Origin of the sequence: Paraglaciecola sp. 2405UD69-4 (assembly GCF_047525415.1) — a bacterium.
GTDB lineage: Bacteria > Pseudomonadota > Gammaproteobacteria > Enterobacterales > Alteromonadaceae > Paraglaciecola.
This window is the reverse complement of sequence record NZ_JBLIXM010000001.1, coordinates 1,080,696-1,096,654: the sequence shown is the minus strand read 5'-3', so window position 1 is coordinate 1,096,654 and position 15,959 is coordinate 1,080,696. Positions and strand designations below refer to the sequence as shown.

Sequence of the window (15,959 nt, the reverse complement as noted above, 5' to 3'; positions counted from 1 at the left end):
CTCCTCTAAATGCAGTAATTAATTAGTTAAACGACAACTTAACGCCAACACTTATAATGTTTGCATCGAAATTAAATTGTTGAATACTAGAATCCCGTTTATTGACGGTATACTCAGCATAAATCAACAACCAATCTTTTGAATTATAAGCCAATCTGGTAGTTAACCCTTGAGTCTCATCCTTACGAAATAGACTATCCTTAAAATCATTATCAGTATAACTATACCTAAAGGACATGGTCGTGTTATCAGTAATATCATGTGTTAGATTGAAGGTGAAAATACTACTAATATATCCTCCAAGAAATTGTTCAGCACTTTCTTGAGCAGCTCGACGAGCGTCAACCCTAACTATTGAGTTAGGTGTAGCCTGCCAAGTTAGGTTTACAAAATAAGATAGACCAGAAAGGTCGCTTCTATTATTGTCATCGAAATCAACATCTTGATATCCAATTTTAAACACGCTCGTGATCAAATCTGTATTATTCCATTGTACGCCTAATGAATAAACACTTTGAATACTAGATAAGTCAATAACCTGAGTATTTTGGTAACTTAAATTAGATAGACTCCCTTCTAACAACAACCTTGTTCTTGGAGCTACTCGATAAAAAAAAGTCCCCTTAAACATATTACTAATGTAATCTCTGAACTCTTGACCATTGTTACTATAGTTAAGATCCCTGTATGTATATTGTAAAACGAACTGACCCGAACTTTGTTGACTACCATAAAGGAATCTAGCCACAAAATTTGAATCTTCTCTTTGATTAAATTCAGTGAACTGCGTTGCTAGCGCATTATTTGTTCCTGGGGCTTCAATTTCATTCAAATAAGTTAAATCCAGTTCAGTTTTAAACCTAGCGCTAAAATCAAACAAACTACTCAGGCTCAAGTTATGTTCATCGTAATTTAAATCTTTATTAGAGAAGAAAGTTGCATAGTTTCCTACATAACTACCTTCAAAGACATTTTTACCATTCTGGATTGCGTAGCTAAACGTAGGATTTACTAATAAGATATTGTCGTCAACTTTCGAGGTAGTTCGAAAAACGTTGCTATCACTAACTAGGTTCACCCAGACTTCAGGTCGAAACCCAAGCTCTTGCGAATTCACTTCGTTTCCGAATATGATAAAAAACACGAACAGATGAACAAATTTTTTACTCACTCCTTTCCCCTTTACCATTTCCGTAGACTTGTATATAAAAATAAGAACTTTATTTTTTGTTAATAAACCTAAAACTTTGTAAATCACATGTATTTTTTAGTGAATTATTTAATAAACAAATACTTAAATTTAAATACTTTTTCAAAAACAGACTATTTTCACGCTCTAAGTGTCCACTTTACCATGATATCTAAGCTTAGTTTACATATTTAAATATTATCTTTTACCAAATATAATGCAATATTTTAAAGTTACTTTAACCACTAGTAAGAAAAATAAAATTAGTATTTTATGGCTTAATTTGAGCACCAAACTATACACAATATTAAACTTATCACTTGTTGAAGTATAAATTATTGGCTAGACCTAAACTGATAATATAAACACCGTATAACATAAGTAGCTAATGTTAATTATACAGGAACAATACTGTCGCCCTTGTAAAACAAAGCTCTCAAGCTAAAAATTACATTAAATCGATTATTCGGTTCAATTGCGAGCATTTAATTCATCCGACAGATAGGTAAGCTCTTCTGAAAAATGACATGAAAACAGCGCGCCTGTCCCTACAGAGCTACTTATATTCAATTTTGAATTATGGTGAGATAGCACATGTTTAACTATTGATAATCCTAATCCTGAGCCACCTGTTTTACGTGATCTGGCTTTATCTACTCTATAGAATCGCTCTGTTAATCTATCAATATGCTCTGCAGAAATCCCATCTCCATTATCCTTAACACTAAAGGTGGCTCTAGCGCCCTCTAACCGCCATTTTAATTCAATTACTCCACCATTAGGGGTGTAATTAATTGCATTGAAAAGCAAGTTCGAGAAGGCACTGCGCAGCTCTGTTTCTATACCATAAACATATAATATGGGTGATATATCAAAAAATATTTTATGCCCACGTTCTCTGTTTAGGGCGTCTGCTTCTACCTGAATTTGCCATAACATTTGGGGCACATTAACGAGCTTGTCAAACGCCCTTTCTGTACTGGCTTCAATCCTCGACAAAACTAACAGCTCTTCAATTAAGCTTTGCATTCTAAGTGATTGGGAGCGCATTTCAGAAATAGCTTTTTTCATCATAGGAGGGGGCACTTCCCCTTCTTCAGGAAGCATTTCTAAATAGCCATTTATAACTGTAAGAGGTGTTTTTAACTCATGGGAAACATTCGCCACAAAATCTTTTCGCATGTTCTCAATTTGAGTAAGACGGGTCACATCACGTACTAGCAGCATCAGATGCTCTTCTTCGTAAGGAACACCTCTAAATTCAAGAACTTTATTAGAATTAATAGGTGAGGTTATTTCAATTGGGTATTCAAATCGCTTGGCGTCATAGAATGCTTCTAATTTAGGATCAGTTAGTATGCTGTTTAACTGCTTCCCCATATCATCGGGATATCTTAAGCCTAACTCTATTCTTGCCAATCTGTTACACCAGGTAATTTTACCGCTTTTATCTATCACTACTGCAGCATCTGGCAAGGCCTCTGAACCTTGACGAAACCTTCGTACTATTTCCCCTAACGTTTTTCGCTTTTTTCTATTTTTTACGTTGGAATTATATATGCCTTCATAAATATGTGCCCATACCCCTCTGCTTGTTGGGGGCGACATTTTTTTACTATGCCATAACCAGTAATCCAGCCTATATAAACGAAAATAGCTCCAGCCAAGCAAAACTAGAGTACCAATTAAAGATATGAGCAAAACTTGCCCAAAGTAAACCCCAATAGAGACAATCATTATTATATATATAAGAAATTTTAAAATACTTCTTAGCCAGGGATGTGGCTTAAACATAATTGTCTCATTCCTTTAGGGATCTGAATTCAAAATAAGCTTTAATAATTAAGGTAGTGCAATATTAAATTTTGCTTGAAAAACGATAACCAGCACCACGAACTGTTTGGATCATATTGTCATGTTCAAAAACAGATAAAGCTTTACGTAACCTTCTTATATGCACATCTACAGTTCTGTCTTCCACATACACATTTGTGCCCCAAACATTATCGAGTAATTGCTCTCTACTATAAACTCTCTCTACATGGGTCATAAAAAAGTGTAATAACTTAAATTCGGTAGGCCCCATATCTATTGGGGTATCATTAGACGTAACCCTATGTGACACTGGGTCAAGTTTCAAACCTTGAAATTCGATAGCATCTTCACTAGAGGTTGGGGTAACCCTTCTAATTACGGCTTTTACCCTTGCGACTAACTCTTTAGGAGAGAAAGGCTTAGTAACATAGTCATCGGCACCTGCTTCTAACCCTCTAATTTTATCTTCTTCTTCGCCTCTAGCGGTTAACATAATGATGGGTATGTCTCGAGCATACTCATGCTGCTTAAGCTTTTTAGCTAATTGTACACCTGTGCCTCCTGGCAGCATCCAATCCAAAAGAATTAAATCTGGGTACGGCTCAACAATCTTATCTAAAGCCACGTCATAATCTTCGGCTTCAATTGCTTCATAACCCGACTGTTCAAGTACAAACTTCAACATATCTCGGATAGGCGCTTCATCCTCTACTAATAATATTCGCTTTGCCATTCTGGAGTTCCTTAGCACATCAACAACGCGGACGATTATTCATACTATTTATGACACTTTTATTAAGGTTTGTATTTAAGTTTATATAAACTACATAATAAATATAGAAAAGATTGGTATGATTATACTCTTAAGTCGGACTACAGGACCGCTTGTGTATTTTTATAATTCCGCATATTCTTCATTTGCCAATTGATTTTAGGGAATAAAAATTCAAAATGACTAGTGCCAAACAGGGGTTATCAAAAAAGCTATTAGCAAGAGTATTATCTGTATATTTTGTACTAACTTTGATTGTAACCGCCGGTCAAGTTTTTACCGAATACCTAAACGCTAAAAGTCATATTGAAAGTGAACTGCAAACTCTTAAAAACACATTTAGTACTAGTCTTACCCGAGCAATATGGGAGCTTAACACCCCACAGGCAAAATCCATCGCAGTGGGTTTAATGGAGCTCCCAATAGTTGAAGGGGTTCAAATCAGAGATGAAAACGGCAACTATATTTCTAACCTAGGACGTACCTCTGAATTAAGTAACGAATCTATAACCAAAGGGGTAGTAAGGGACCATTCAGGTGGCACATTCGGTTATAGTTTTCCATTAATATTTGAGTTTTCAGGAAGAACCTCATTGGTTGGCGATGTTACTTTGTATTCAAGTTCAGACATAATATTTGGCCGTATAGAAGTAGGCATATTTTTTCTCCTAGGAAACGCTATTGTTAAGACTGCTTTTCTAGTATTTCTATTTATGAGTGCCTTTCGCACTATGCTCACAAATCCTTTAAATGAACTTACCCAACAAATTACAGACTTTAACTTAAATGATCCTAATTCATCTAAATTAGATTTGAGTATTAATGAAGACAACGAGTTAAAAGTATTAGAAACCTCATATAACCAGCTCATTGATGAAATTATCGAATATCAATCCAAATTAGCAGGCACGCAAAATGAGTTGCGCCAAGCTAATCGGAGACTAGATGACCAAAATATATCACTCGAAGAAGACGTAGCTAAAAAAACAGCGACCTTGAGTAGGATCATGCTCGACCTTGAACAACAAAAAGATGAACTGCTAATAAACCAAAGAGAGCTGCGTCAAGAAAACGAGAATAGACAATTTATAGAAGACGAACTTCGTAAACGTAACTCAGAACTTGCTGCATCAATGGAAACCATTCAACTTGCCAAAGACCAACTAGTTGAGTCAGCTAAAATGGCTTCATTAGGGGGGCTAGTAGCTGGGATAGCCCACGATGTGAACACACCTTTAGGTGTCGGTGTAACCGCTACTAGTTTCTTACAAGACAGATTAGACAAATTGAAATTAGCCTATGAAGATAAAAAGTTAACAGGCAGCACTATGTCTAATTTTATATCTGAAGCACAACAAACAATTACACTGCTAACCAATAACCTTAATAGAGCATCGGATTTAATTTCAAGCTTTAAGCAAGTAGCTGTTGACCAAACCAGTGAGGCAGAAAGAGAAATTAATGTTAGTGAATACCTAATTGAAGTTATCCAATCCTTAGCACCTAGCATTAAAAAAACGCAGCATACAATTGACGTACACTGCCCTGATAACTTAACTATTAAGTGTGCCCCCGGAGTATTAGCACAAATACTCACTAATATGATAATGAACTCCTTAATCCATGGCTTTGAAAATAAACCCAAAGGTTCCATCGAAATCAATATCAGCCAAGAAAATAATAACCTACTGATAAATTACTCAGATGATGGCAAAGGCTTAGACGAAATTAACCTTAAGCAACACTTCGATGCATTTTTTACAACTAAGCGTGGGCAAGGTGGAAGCGGTTTAGGCACAAATATTATGTTTAATCTTGTCACTCAAACGCTAAAAGGCGATATCCAAGCTTCTAGCAAAGTAGGAGAAGGGTTACATTACAAAATATCTATTCCAATGTAGTTTAAGTAATTGCTTTAGCCTAAGAGTAATACCTTAATCCCAATAGCGAATATGCCAAATTCCTGTTAGTCTCTACGACCTTTTTTACTTACATCTTTTTCTTAGATGTTAACTTTATTAGTGGTTACTTTATGTGGTTTAAAAACCTAAAACTTTATGCAATTACACAAGAAATAGACTTTCAAGAGCAAGACATTGAAGACAAGCTAGGAGAGTTTATATTTCGACCTTGTGGCAGCCAAGAGTTAGCTACCATGGGTTGGGCCTCACCATTTAATCAAGGAGACAGCTTACTACATGCTGCATCAGGCCGAGTATGGTTAACCTTGAAAAAACAAGAACGAATTTTACCCGCAGCTGTTGTCAATGCAGAGTTAGCAGATAAAGTGGCATTAGTTGAAGCTGAAACTGGCTCCCCTGTTGGCAAAAAAGCCCAGCAAGATATGAAGCAAGAAATCATCCACCGCCTTCTTCCTCAGGCTTTTACTAAAAACAGTTTCACCCATGGTTTTATATCAATGGCTGATAAATTAGTCGTGGTTGATGCGTCTTCAGATGGTAAGGCAGAGGCATTTTTAGCTATGTTACGCAAAGCCTTAGGTTCATTGCCAGTTATGCCTTTAGCTAGACAATCGGTTCAGGCAGAACTCACTTCTTGGTTAAGTGAAGACAAAGCACCAAATGATATCAGTGTTTTAGAAGAAGCCGAGTTTAAAGCCCTAGAAGAGGATGGCGCTATTGTTCGATGCAAAAATCAAGATTTGTACAGTGATGAAATTGCCCAACACTTAGAAGCTGGCAAGTCGGTACAAAAAATTGCTATCGAATGGGATGAAACCTTTAGTGCAATTATCCAAGAAGACTTGAGTATTAAACGCCTTAAATTTAGCGACCTAATAAGGGAGCAAAATGATGATATTCCTAAAGATGAAATGCTTGCAAGAATGGATGCAAACTTCGCATTAATGTCTGGTGAAATAGTACGATTTACAAAGAGATTAAAAGAAATATTTCCTTTGAGTGAAGAGGAATAAGGATAAGTTAGTGCAGTCGTTATAAATGTTATTAATCACGACTGCACCTTCCCCTGAGTAGCCTAATTTATTCGAAAATTAACTTGGCACTCGCTTTAAACTCTTCGAAGTCATCCGTTAATAACTCGGACAGGTCATCTATTACACCTTTCTCAATAGCTGCTTTAAACACATCTTCTTTGTTTTCTTCTAACTTACCGCAAAATGCCGCCCCTAAACGAACAATGTCCAAATAGGAAATACCTTCTGACTGTACAGACATGTTTGCCCAATATTCGGCTACCTCAACAAACTCTGGCTCAAACCCCCATTCTTTCATTATGCTTGCGCCAATGCGACCAGATAGCTTATTGATAGCGACGTCTAAAAATGAAGCGTTAGCAAACACCTCTGTATGACGCTCCGCTTCAGTCAAAATCGGCAATATCCCTATGTTATGCACTAATGCGGCTAACATAACAGAATCGATATTTAGGCTTCTATTCTTAGTTTTTTTAATATGAACTTGTAACACGGCTAAAGAATTGGCAACAACGTCAACAGTATTAGACCAAGCTGCTTCCATATGCTCTTTTACAACTGGATTTTTAGATACAAAAAGTTGCTCCATTGCTAATGCAGTTGAAATATTCTTTATTTGGCGTAACCCGATACGAGTGACCGCTTGCTGCGTTGAAGTAACTTTCACCGCTCGTCCCAAATAAGCACTATTGGAGATTTTAATCATACGAGCACTCAATGATGGGTCTTGGGCAATAACATCAGACATTGCATTGAGGTTGATATCAGGATCATCTGCAGCACGTCTTACTTTTAAGGCGATTGCAGGCAAGGTGGGAAGAACTAAAGTGTCGTTATTGATTTTGTCAGCCAATATTGTCAATAAAGCATTTTCTGTAGCCATATATTTTCCTTTCTTACACATTATGGTATTTAAAATACGCAACTACTTGGAAAAATTAAGTAGCCTTGTAACCAGCAGCCTGTTACTACAATTAAACAGCTTAACTAGCGTTAAATTCGAGTTAAACAATAAAATATTTAGGTTAAGCAAATGCTAGCATATTTTTAAGGGCTATCTAGCGATGACAAGCACTTTAGAAGCTAAAATTTTTGTTATATTTTAGTTAAAACAATCTAAATCAATAAAAACAATACTAAAAAAGGTAAATAAGTGAAAAAACTATCAAAATCATATATTTCTATTGCAATCCTGGGTGTTTTTTCAACTATATTAAGTGGCTGTGGTCCATCTTCAAATGAGAGCACAAGTGCCCCTAGTCAAACCACAGAACAAACCTTAATTGCAGAACAAAAGTCTCGATTGAATATATATTATCCAGTTTCTTTAACAGCAGATACGAGCCACCTAAGCGCAAACCAAAAAGAAATGTTAGGAGTACTAATTGAAGCCGCTAAAATCATGGATGATTTATTTTGGCAACAAGCATACTCGGGTAATAAAGATATCTTTTTAAATAGTATTAAAGACCCTAGTGTTAAAGATTTTAGCAGAATTAATTACGGCCCTTGGGATCGCCTAAATGGCGATACACCTTTTTTAAGCAACACCTCCCCTAAAGCATTAGGAGCGCAATTTTACCCAGAAGATATGACCAAAGCCGAGTTTGAAGCAACTAACTTTGCTGACAAAAAAGGCCTTTACTCCATGGTTCGCCGGGATAAAAAGGGGAAATTAATTAGTATTCCTTATTCAGAGTACTTTGCCACTGAGTTGTCAGAAGCGGCAAGCTTATTAGAAAAAGCAGCAACATTAGCGGATGACACAAGCTTCGCTAACTATCTAAAACTTAGAGCAAAAGCCCTATTAAATGATGACTACCAAACTTCTGACTTTGCGTGGATGGATATGAAATCCAATCCTATTGAGCTAGTTTACGGGCCTATAGAAACCTATGAAGACCAATTATTTGGCTACCGCGCTGCTTTTGAAGCCTATGTACTATTGAAAGACCTATCTTGGAGTGAAAAATTAAGTAAATACGCTGCGTTTTTACCTGAGTTACAACAAGGGCTTCCAGTACCTCCAAAATACAAGGCCCAAATGCCCGGAGCAAATGCAGATCTGAATGCCTATGATGTAATTTATTATGCCGGGCACTCAAACGCAGGCAGCAAAACTATTGCTATAAATTTACCAAATGATGAAGAGGTACAATTACAAAAAGGGACCCGCAGATTACAACTCAAAAATGCCATGCAAGCTAAGTTCGATAATATACTGGTGCCGATATCTGAACAGCTAATTGCCCCAGAACAACGTAAAAATATAACCTTCAATGCTTTCTTTGCAAATACTATGTTTCATGAGGTTGCTCATGGCTTAGGAGTAAAATCTGTTTTAGGTACGCAACAAACGGTTAGGCAAGCTCTTAAAGAACATGCCTCAGCTTTAGAAGAGGGCAAAGCCGATATCTTAGGTTTATACATGGTAGAGCAGTTACTAACGAAAGGCGCAATCACAGAAGGTGTTCTCAAAGATTATTATGTCACCTTTATGGCAAGTATCTTTCGCTCGGTACGTTTTGGCGCATCTAGTGCTCACGGGAAAGCAAATATGATCCGTTTTAACTATTTTAAGGAACATCAAGCATTCAGTAGAGATGAAAATGGGTTTTACAAAATAGATATGGAGAAGATGTCCAAGGCGGTAAACTCTTTATCTAATAAAATCTTAACGTTGCAAGGCGATGGAAACTATACAGGTGTCGCCAAGTTAGTTACTGAAATGGGCACTATTAAACCGCAACTACAACAAGATCTTGATAGGCTAACTAAGGCTGATATTCCTGTTGATATCCACTTTGAACAAGGAACAAGTGTTTTAGGGCTATAAGCCCACATCTAAAATAAAAATAGCAGCTAAGCGCTGCTATTTTTATTTTAGATACTTTTAAGCTTTTCTTGATAGGGCGGCCAGCCTAAAGGTTTACCGGCTAATACGTGTAAATGAATATGATAAACAGTTTGGCCTCCGTCCTCATTACAATTCATGACAGCACGATATCCCTGCTCTGCAAATCCTTTTTCTTTCGCAATATGAGCCGCTACCCAATATAAATGACCGAGTAAAGCCTTATCGTCTGGCTCTAAATCGTTAACAGTTGCTATCGGCTTTTTAGGGATCACCAGAAAATGAATTGGGGCTTGAGGACTAATGTCGTTAAAGGCAAGGGCTAGCTCATCTTCGTACAATACCTCTGCTGGTATTTCCTTATTAATGATTTTTGTAAAAATAGTTTCACTCATACCTAACCTCTATGAAAAAACGAACAACAGTAACAATGCACCTAATATCAAACGATAAATAACGAAGGGCAACATACCTAATTTAGAAATCCAAGCTAAGAATAAATAAATACAAGCATAGGCACTAATAAACGAGAACAGGGCACCAAATAGTAATGCGTTCCAATCTACTGCATCAGAGGCCTCTAAAAGATCCAAGGTGGCTAATAGTCCTGCTCCCAGTATTACAGGGATAGACAACAGGAATGAAAAACGTGCCGCACTTTCTCTATTGAGGCCAATAAGTAACCCTGCAGTCATGGTGATCCCCGAGCGAGAAGTCCCTGGGATAATTGCGACAGCTTGTGCAAGGCCTATAAAAATTGCATTTTTCCAAGTAATACCATCAATAGTTTTAACTTGTTTAGCCTTGCTATCTGCATACCAAAGCAATAGTCCAAAACCAATTGTGGTACATGCAATGACTAAAGCAGAGCGACCATATACTTCTATAAAATCTTTGAAAGCCACACCAAACAATACCGCTGGCACAGTCCCTATAATCACCCACCATGCTAAGCGACTGTCATTAGTTTGTTCTTTAGTAAGACCATGACTTAACCATGCGCATATTAAACGCCAAATGTCTTTACGAAAGTAAATCATAACGGCTAACAAGCTACCAACATGTACCGCAACATCATAGGCTAAACCCTGATCACTCCACCCCAAAACCTCTGAAGGCAAAATTAAGTGTGCAGAGCTGGATATAGGTAGAAACTCGGTCAATCCTTGAATAATTGCCAAGATAATAATTTCAAAAATAGTCATATACTAGTTGGACTCCATTCAAAGTTTATCGCCCACAAACGTTGCAAGCTTTTATCATAATCATGCCATAATTCAGCATAGGTTTTGTTTACAATTGGGTGCTTAACTTCTGGCGCAATTTCTGCCAGTGGCTTTAAAACAAAGGCATTATATAATACCTCTGGACGAGGCAACTCTACCGGCTCTTCTAAAATAACTTGGTCGTATAACAATAAATCTAGATCTAGGGTTCTTGGTGAGAACTTTTGTTCACTTCGTTTTCGTCCATGTTGTTTCTCAATACTTTTTAAGGTTCTGCATACTTCTTCAACAGCTAATGAAGTTTTAGCTTTTACAACTAGGTTATAAAAATTACTCCCTTCAAAGCCAACCGCTTCACTTTCATAAACAGCAGACAAAACAAGGTCATCGAAAGTCAAAGAAAGGCTGTTCAGTCCTGCTTTGGTGTTTATCTCTTTATCAACGTTACTCCCAATACTAATAAAAATAGTATGGGAAGGCTTAATCTTGGGGATCAATGTGATTGCTCTCTTGAAAACTCTACGGCAACGTTTTTTGCGTTAGCTAAAATATCAGGCTTACTTAATTTCAGTTGTGCTTTTTGCAAGGTTGGAAATGAACTTAATAACCAATCGAGCATATGGCTAGCCAAGGCTTCAATTAGTTTAAACTCACTTTTTAGTGCGACATCAATTAGCCCTTGTGCAATTACAGCATAGTTAAGTGTAAAATTAACATCATCGGTTTCTGCAGCTTTTGCTAAGTCAACATCTAGTATCACATCAATAAGCAGTCTTTGCTTATTTTGCCTTTCCCAATCGTACACACCTATAAGCGAGAAGACCTCAAGCCCTTCGATATAAATTTTATCCATCAATGATCCGCGCTGTATTTTTTGGGAGATTGTTATATTCTTCAATGATTGTAACTTATTTATTTAATACAAGTACATGACAGCGTTAACTATATTAATGTTTGCTTCAGCATATTTATTGGGTTCAGTATCCAGTGCTATTTTGGTGAGCCGATTGTTCGGACTACCAGATCCCAGAACTAGTGGCTCTAGAAACCCAGGAGCAACGAATATCCTTAGGATTGGGGGAAAATTTCCAGCGAGCTTAGTATTAGTTTTCGATATTTTAAAAGGTACTGTCCCCGTTTATGCGAGTTATCACCTGTCCATAGAACCAATATACCTAGCTTTTATTGCGGTATTTGCATGTTTAGGGCATATGTTCCCACTGTTTTTTAATTTCTCTGGGGGGAAAGCCGTTGCAACAGCTTTTGGTGCCATATTACCTTTGGGGTTAGACTTAGCAGCGTTAGTAATTATTACTTGGTGTGGGATATTATATTTAACTAAATATTCATCGTTAGCAGCAATACTGTCCGTTAGTCTTGCGCCATTTTTTACTATGTTGTTTAAACCTGAATTTGCCTTACCTGTTGGGATCTTAAGTGCGCTAATAATATTTCGTCATAAAGACAATATCGTCAGGTTAATCGAAGGGCAAGAAAGTAAAGTTACCGATAAAAAGCCCCCACACAGCTAAAGTGCTTCATAAAATACACCTTATTTTTTCCATAAACTCTGATTTTTCACATCTGAAAAATACTCATATGGTTCCCAAAGAGAGGGAATTAGGTTGTCTACATCGTCTGCTTTAAATGAATAAGACAAAGTCTGCATAATATTCCTAAGCCGTGCGGCGTCAACTTTTGATAATTTATTACGGGCAACATTAAAATGTAAATTACAATCTTTTTTGATACTGGTGGTGGCGCCGGATGTAATGTAAGTTAAATTTCGTGTGACTATTTTGCAGATAGGTTCGTCTGGGTTCGAAGGATTTAACCGAGTTACAATACCGTACTCATAATTATTTAATTCAACACCCTGCAAGTTCTTAGGAATTAAGGTTACACCATACCCCTGAGGAAAGTGCCCTACAATGCTAATAAATGCCTCAGCAGCCTTCAGGTTAACCGACGAATTTAGTGCTAATTGTGAAATAATTTTAGCTGCCTTTGGCAGGTCTTTTTTTATAAAATTGCGCTTAGTGGATAATACTACTGATGTGTAAACTTGAGGTATTTTTATAATATCGCCGATACCAATTTTTGAGCTAAGCGCATCTTTTAACAGCTCCAATTGAAATTTAACTCGTGACTTTTCTAAAACAGTAAAACGTTCTTTTTCAAGCTTTGAATTCCCCGTGTATTCCTGCAAACCTAAACCATTTTGTAGGTAATCAATTGCGTATTTGTAGCCCAATTTTAACATTAGATTACGCTCTTCTGGCTGTAGAGGCCTAAATTCGTCGAGACTGCCATCTCCCTTCATTATGGCAATGACATCAGGATGCTGAAACCCTATATCTTGAAACAAAGCAGTAAGCATTATGGGTAAAACCACACTTTGAGAATAAGGGCTGCTGAAACTAGATTGTTTTTCGTATCGAGTATTTACATCGTAATGTTTAAGGGTATAACTATGTCTTAGGTTTCCGTCTTTTATCAACTTATCAAGCAAACGTATGCTTAAAACAGCTTTATAGGCAGGCTTAAATCGCTGGTGTAATTCGGATAACTTTTTACCTCTACCTGGGGAGAGCAATAAAATCGTGCCTAGAAATTTAGCACTTTTTAGCTGCGTACCTTCGAAATTGTGACTCTCTGTCATCTCAAGTATTTTGCTACACACTGAAATAGCACTATCAAGTCGTAGTAAACGCTTACTTTCAAATTCTGATTTGATGTTATCTAATCGCTGCTGAATAACGCTAATACTCTCAATCAACCTAGCTTTGTCTATAGCTGAAACGGTTAACAATTGCCGCTGCTTTTGCTCCAAGCGTGTTTCTAGCTCTGATACTAAGGTTTTATATTTATCAACTCCTGCAAAATAACTAGCCGCTTGTTGATATAAAGAGGTGGCTTGTTTGCTGACCGAGTGTATTTGTCTATTCAACTCAACCACTGATTCAGTATAGCTAATACGGCTTAGTCTACTTGGCACAAGCTTCCCTTTAAATTACTAGTAAAATCAATATATTGTATAATAGAACCAAAGTTAATGAGGTAATTTTTTATACATACTTTAGTAGAGAAAAGCCACCAAAAGCGTCACTCCGCTGCTTATAAATGAAAAACTTCAGATCTTTGAAAGCTCTTCTAAAGACCATCTAGGTCTAGCTTTAGTAGCCAAATTTTCAGTTTCGCCAGCCTTTAATCTTTGTAACCCAGCATAAGCAATCATGGCACCATTATCCGTACAAAACTCTAATCTGGGATAAAAGACCTCCCCTTTAATATTCTTCATCATAATGGCAAGCTGTTGACGTAATTGAGTATTTGCACTCACTCCACCAGCAATGACCAAACGTTTAATTCCTGTTTGTTTTAGAGCTCGTTTGCACTTAATGGCTAAGGTATCAACAACAGCCTCTTGAAAAGCATAGGCAATATTTGCTTTGGATTGCTCTGAACCATCGGAATCTCGAATAGTATTGGCTGTAAATGTTTTTAAGCCACTGAAACTAAAATCTAACCCAGGTTTTGTGGTCATTGGCCGAGGAAAGGCATAATGCCCAGCTTCACCTTTTTCAGCTAATTTTGCCAATAGCGGGCCCCCTGGATAATCTAGGCCTAATAACTTTGCTGTCTTATCAAAGGCTTCACCAGCTGCGTCATCAACTGACTCCCCTAGCACTTCATAATCGCCAATTCCTTCTACTTTCACCATCATTGAGTGCCCGCCTGAAACCAGTAAGGCAATAAATGGGAACTCTGGAATTGGTTCATCTAACATAGGAGCGAGTAAGTGGCCTTCCATATGATGTACACCTACAGCCGGTAAACCCCAAGCATAAGCTAAACTTCGAGCGACTGATGAACCTACTAATAAAGCACCTACTAAGCCTGGCCCCTTTGTAAAAGCGATACCATCAAGCTCTTGTGCTGAACAATTAGCTTCTTTTAAAGCCTCTTTAATCAAAGGTATTAACTTACGCACATGATCTCTTGAGGCCAACTCAGGCACAACACCGCCATAATCAGCGTGCAGCTTTACTTGACTATATAATTGATGGGACAATAACCCTTGGTGCTCATCATAAATAGCCACACCAGTTTCATCACATGAAGTTTCAATTCCTAAAACGCGCATATTCTCTGAGTCGGTAACATATAATTTGCTGGCATTTTACTGATTGCAGCCAAAAGCGCCAATTTAATGTGGGTTTGTTTGAATAAATTCGCACTTTAACAAAGCTAAGGCTTTACAAAAGCTGTGGATATGATTAGAATTCCGCACCATTTTTAACCGAGCTGGCTAATATTTGTGCCGGTCCGATAAAGTTTATATTATTTTTTGAGGTGAGATTTTAATGCCAATCGTTAAAGTTAGAGAGAACGAACCTTTTGATGTTGCATTGCGTCGTTTTAAACGTTCATGTGAAAAAGCAGGTGTACTTTCTGAAGTTCGTCGTCGCGAATTTTTTGAAAAACCTACTTGGGAACGTAAGCGTAAGAAAGCTGCCGCTAAGAAACGTCTTTTGAAGAAGTTATCTCGCGAAAACGCTCGTCGTATCAGATTGTACTAGATCTCTTCTAATGCGCGCTGTATTTATCTAGCGCGCATCTAGTTGTTTTGTCACATACCTTTTTTCATTGAGTCATTACATGTCTTTACTAGATGATTTAAAACTTGCCCAAAAAGAAGCAATGCGCGCCAAAGACAAAGTTCGTCTTGGTACGGTTCGTATGGCTCTAGCAGGCATAAAACAACATGAGATTGATGGTCGTACCGATCCAAATTATGTTGCCTTAGATGATGAAGGTGTCTTAGCCATCTTAATTAAGATGGTAAAACAACGAAAAGATGCAGCAAGTCAATATGAGACTGCTGGTCGTCAAGATTTACTTGATGTTGAACTGGCAGAGATTGCTATATTGCAAGAGTTTTTACCTAAAGCCCTTAGCGACGAAGAACTAGACACGCTAATTGTTGAGGCAATGGCAGAGTCTGGCGCTTCTGGCATGAAGGATATGGGTAAAGTTATGGCATGGCTCAAACCAAAAGTTCAAGGTAGAGCCGACATGGGCAAGCTAAGCGGTAAAATTAAAGCAAAGCTTACAGCCTAGTATCTAGCAATCTAAAATGAAGT

General features: G+C 37.4%; 16 protein-coding genes. 6 read left to right on the top strand and 10 right to left on the bottom strand.

Translation table 11 applies throughout. From position 1 onward, the window contains the following. Window positions 1–22: 22 nt before the first annotated feature. The 3 genes from ACMUMK_RS04885 to phoB form a co-directional block, all read right to left on the bottom strand. On the bottom strand, window positions 23–1,117 hold the full coding sequence (locus ACMUMK_RS04885; RefSeq protein WP_414699998.1) for an outer membrane beta-barrel protein: 1,095 nt from the start codon (window positions 1,115–1,117) through the stop codon (window positions 23–25). Between the two features lie 543 nt (window positions 1,118–1,660). Next, window positions 1,661–2,983, bottom strand: a complete 1,323-nt coding sequence (gene phoR / locus ACMUMK_RS04880; protein ID WP_414699997.1) for a phosphate regulon sensor histidine kinase PhoR — start codon at window positions 2,981–2,983, stop codon at window positions 1,661–1,663. 64 nt (window positions 2,984–3,047) lie between these two features. Continuing rightward, on the bottom strand, window positions 3,048–3,737 hold the full coding sequence (gene phoB / locus ACMUMK_RS04875) for a phosphate regulon transcriptional regulator PhoB (protein ID WP_414699996.1): 690 nt from the start codon (window positions 3,735–3,737) through the stop codon (window positions 3,048–3,050). Between the two features lie 218 nt (window positions 3,738–3,955). Here phoB and ACMUMK_RS04870 point away from each other — a divergent pair, with 218 nt between their 5' ends. Next, window positions 3,956–5,677, top strand: a complete 1,722-nt coding sequence (locus tag ACMUMK_RS04870) for a sensor histidine kinase (protein WP_414699995.1) — start codon at window positions 3,956–3,958, stop codon at window positions 5,675–5,677. A 131-nt stretch (window positions 5,678–5,808) separates the two neighbouring features. Continuing rightward, window positions 5,809–6,711, top strand: a complete 903-nt coding sequence (gene rdgC, locus ACMUMK_RS04865) for a recombination-associated protein RdgC (RefSeq protein WP_414699994.1) — start codon at window positions 5,809–5,811, stop codon at window positions 6,709–6,711. 67 nt (window positions 6,712–6,778) lie between these two features. On the opposite strand, the gene ACMUMK_RS04860 is transcribed toward rdgC, so the two are convergent. Continuing rightward, the gene (locus ACMUMK_RS04860) at window positions 6,779–7,615 is read right to left on the bottom strand and encodes an HDOD domain-containing protein (RefSeq protein ID WP_414699993.1); all 837 of its coding nucleotides are present in this window, start codon (window positions 7,613–7,615) and stop codon (window positions 6,779–6,781) included. A 270-nt stretch (window positions 7,616–7,885) separates the two neighbouring features. Here ACMUMK_RS04860 and ACMUMK_RS04855 point away from each other — a divergent pair, with 270 nt between their 5' ends. Further along, complete coding sequence (locus ACMUMK_RS04855) at window positions 7,886–9,568, top strand: dipeptidyl-peptidase 3 family protein (protein WP_414699992.1); 1,683 nt, start codon at window positions 7,886–7,888, stop codon at window positions 9,566–9,568. 47 nt (window positions 9,569–9,615) lie between these two features. Here ACMUMK_RS04855 and ACMUMK_RS04850 read toward each other — a convergent pair whose 3' ends face one another. From ACMUMK_RS04850 to folB, 4 genes are read right to left on the bottom strand one after another with little or no spacing between them, the layout of a single operon-like run. After that, window positions 9,616–9,981, bottom strand: a complete 366-nt coding sequence (locus tag ACMUMK_RS04850) for a histidine triad nucleotide-binding protein (RefSeq protein ID WP_414699991.1) — start codon at window positions 9,979–9,981, stop codon at window positions 9,616–9,618. Between the two features lie 9 nt (window positions 9,982–9,990). Continuing rightward, window positions 9,991–10,791, bottom strand: coding sequence for an undecaprenyl-diphosphate phosphatase (locus ACMUMK_RS04845; protein ID WP_414699990.1), 801 nt, complete (start codon window positions 10,789–10,791; stop codon window positions 9,991–9,993). Beyond that, window positions 10,788–11,306: a 2-amino-4-hydroxy-6-hydroxymethyldihydropteridine diphosphokinase gene (gene folK, locus ACMUMK_RS04840; RefSeq protein ID WP_414700328.1), complete on the bottom strand. Its 519-nt coding sequence runs from the start codon at window positions 11,304–11,306 to the stop codon at window positions 10,788–10,790. Before folK ends, ACMUMK_RS04845 begins: the two co-directional genes overlap by 4 nt. Continuing rightward, window positions 11,306–11,665 (bottom strand): dihydroneopterin aldolase, encoded by a 360-nt coding sequence (folB, locus tag ACMUMK_RS04835; RefSeq protein ID WP_414699989.1) that lies wholly within the window; start codon window positions 11,663–11,665, stop codon window positions 11,306–11,308. The genes folK and folB overlap by 1 nt, the downstream gene beginning before the upstream one ends. A gap of 76 nt (window positions 11,666–11,741) precedes the next feature. Between folB and plsY the strand changes: the two genes are divergently transcribed. After that, window positions 11,742–12,344, top strand: a complete 603-nt coding sequence (gene plsY, locus ACMUMK_RS04830) for a glycerol-3-phosphate 1-O-acyltransferase PlsY (protein WP_414699988.1) — start codon at window positions 11,742–11,744, stop codon at window positions 12,342–12,344. A gap of 20 nt (window positions 12,345–12,364) precedes the next feature. Here plsY and ACMUMK_RS04825 read toward each other — a convergent pair whose 3' ends face one another. Both ACMUMK_RS04825 and tsaD read right to left on the bottom strand, forming a co-directional pair. Beyond that, a complete protein-coding gene (locus tag ACMUMK_RS04825; protein ID WP_414699987.1) occupies window positions 12,365–13,810 on the bottom strand; it encodes a hypothetical protein in 1,446 nt (481 codons plus the stop codon). 135 nt (window positions 13,811–13,945) lie between these two features. Further along, on the bottom strand, window positions 13,946–14,959 hold the full coding sequence (gene tsaD, locus ACMUMK_RS04820; RefSeq protein ID WP_414699986.1) for a tRNA (adenosine(37)-N6)-threonylcarbamoyltransferase complex transferase subunit TsaD: 1,014 nt from the start codon (window positions 14,957–14,959) through the stop codon (window positions 13,946–13,948). 220 nt (window positions 14,960–15,179) lie between these two features. Between tsaD and rpsU the strand changes: the two genes are divergently transcribed. Further along, window positions 15,180–15,395, top strand: coding sequence for a 30S ribosomal protein S21 (gene rpsU, locus ACMUMK_RS04815; protein ID WP_006991319.1), 216 nt, complete (start codon window positions 15,180–15,182; stop codon window positions 15,393–15,395). 79 nt (window positions 15,396–15,474) lie between these two features. Continuing rightward, window positions 15,475–15,936 (top strand): GatB/YqeY domain-containing protein, encoded by a 462-nt coding sequence (locus ACMUMK_RS04810; RefSeq protein WP_414699985.1) that lies wholly within the window; start codon window positions 15,475–15,477, stop codon window positions 15,934–15,936. Window positions 15,937–15,959 lie beyond the last annotated feature (23 nt).

Excerpts from the sequence above, each read along its gene's own strand:
- phoR (WP_414699997.1), bottom strand. The coding sequence starts at position 2,983 with ATGTTTAAGCCACATCCCTGGCTAAGAAGTATTTTAAAATTTCTTATA.
- phoB (WP_414699996.1), bottom strand. The coding sequence starts at position 3,737 with ATGGCAAAGCGAATATTATTAGTAGAGGATGAAGCGCCTATCCGAGAT.
- ACMUMK_RS04870 (WP_414699995.1), top strand. The coding sequence starts at position 3,956 with ATGACTAGTGCCAAACAGGGGTTATCAAAAAAGCTATTAGCAAGAGTA.
- rdgC (WP_414699994.1), top strand. The coding sequence starts at position 5,809 with ATGTGGTTTAAAAACCTAAAACTTTATGCAATTACACAAGAAATAGAC.
- ACMUMK_RS04860 (WP_414699993.1), bottom strand. The coding sequence starts at position 7,615 with ATGGCTACAGAAAATGCTTTATTGACAATATTGGCTGACAAAATCAAT.
- ACMUMK_RS04850 (WP_414699991.1), bottom strand. The coding sequence starts at position 9,981 with ATGAGTGAAACTATTTTTACAAAAATCATTAATAAGGAAATACCAGCA.
- ACMUMK_RS04845 (WP_414699990.1), bottom strand. The coding sequence starts at position 10,791 with ATGACTATTTTTGAAATTATTATCTTGGCAATTATTCAAGGATTGACC.
- folB (WP_414699989.1), bottom strand. The coding sequence starts at position 11,665 with ATGGATAAAATTTATATCGAAGGGCTTGAGGTCTTCTCGCTTATAGGT.
- plsY (WP_414699988.1), top strand. The coding sequence starts at position 11,742 with ATGACAGCGTTAACTATATTAATGTTTGCTTCAGCATATTTATTGGGT.
- tsaD (WP_414699986.1), bottom strand. The coding sequence starts at position 14,959 with ATGCGCGTTTTAGGAATTGAAACTTCATGTGATGAAACTGGTGTGGCT.
- rpsU (WP_006991319.1), top strand. The coding sequence starts at position 15,180 with ATGCCAATCGTTAAAGTTAGAGAGAACGAACCTTTTGATGTTGCATTG.
- ACMUMK_RS04810 (WP_414699985.1), top strand. The coding sequence starts at position 15,475 with ATGTCTTTACTAGATGATTTAAAACTTGCCCAAAAAGAAGCAATGCGC.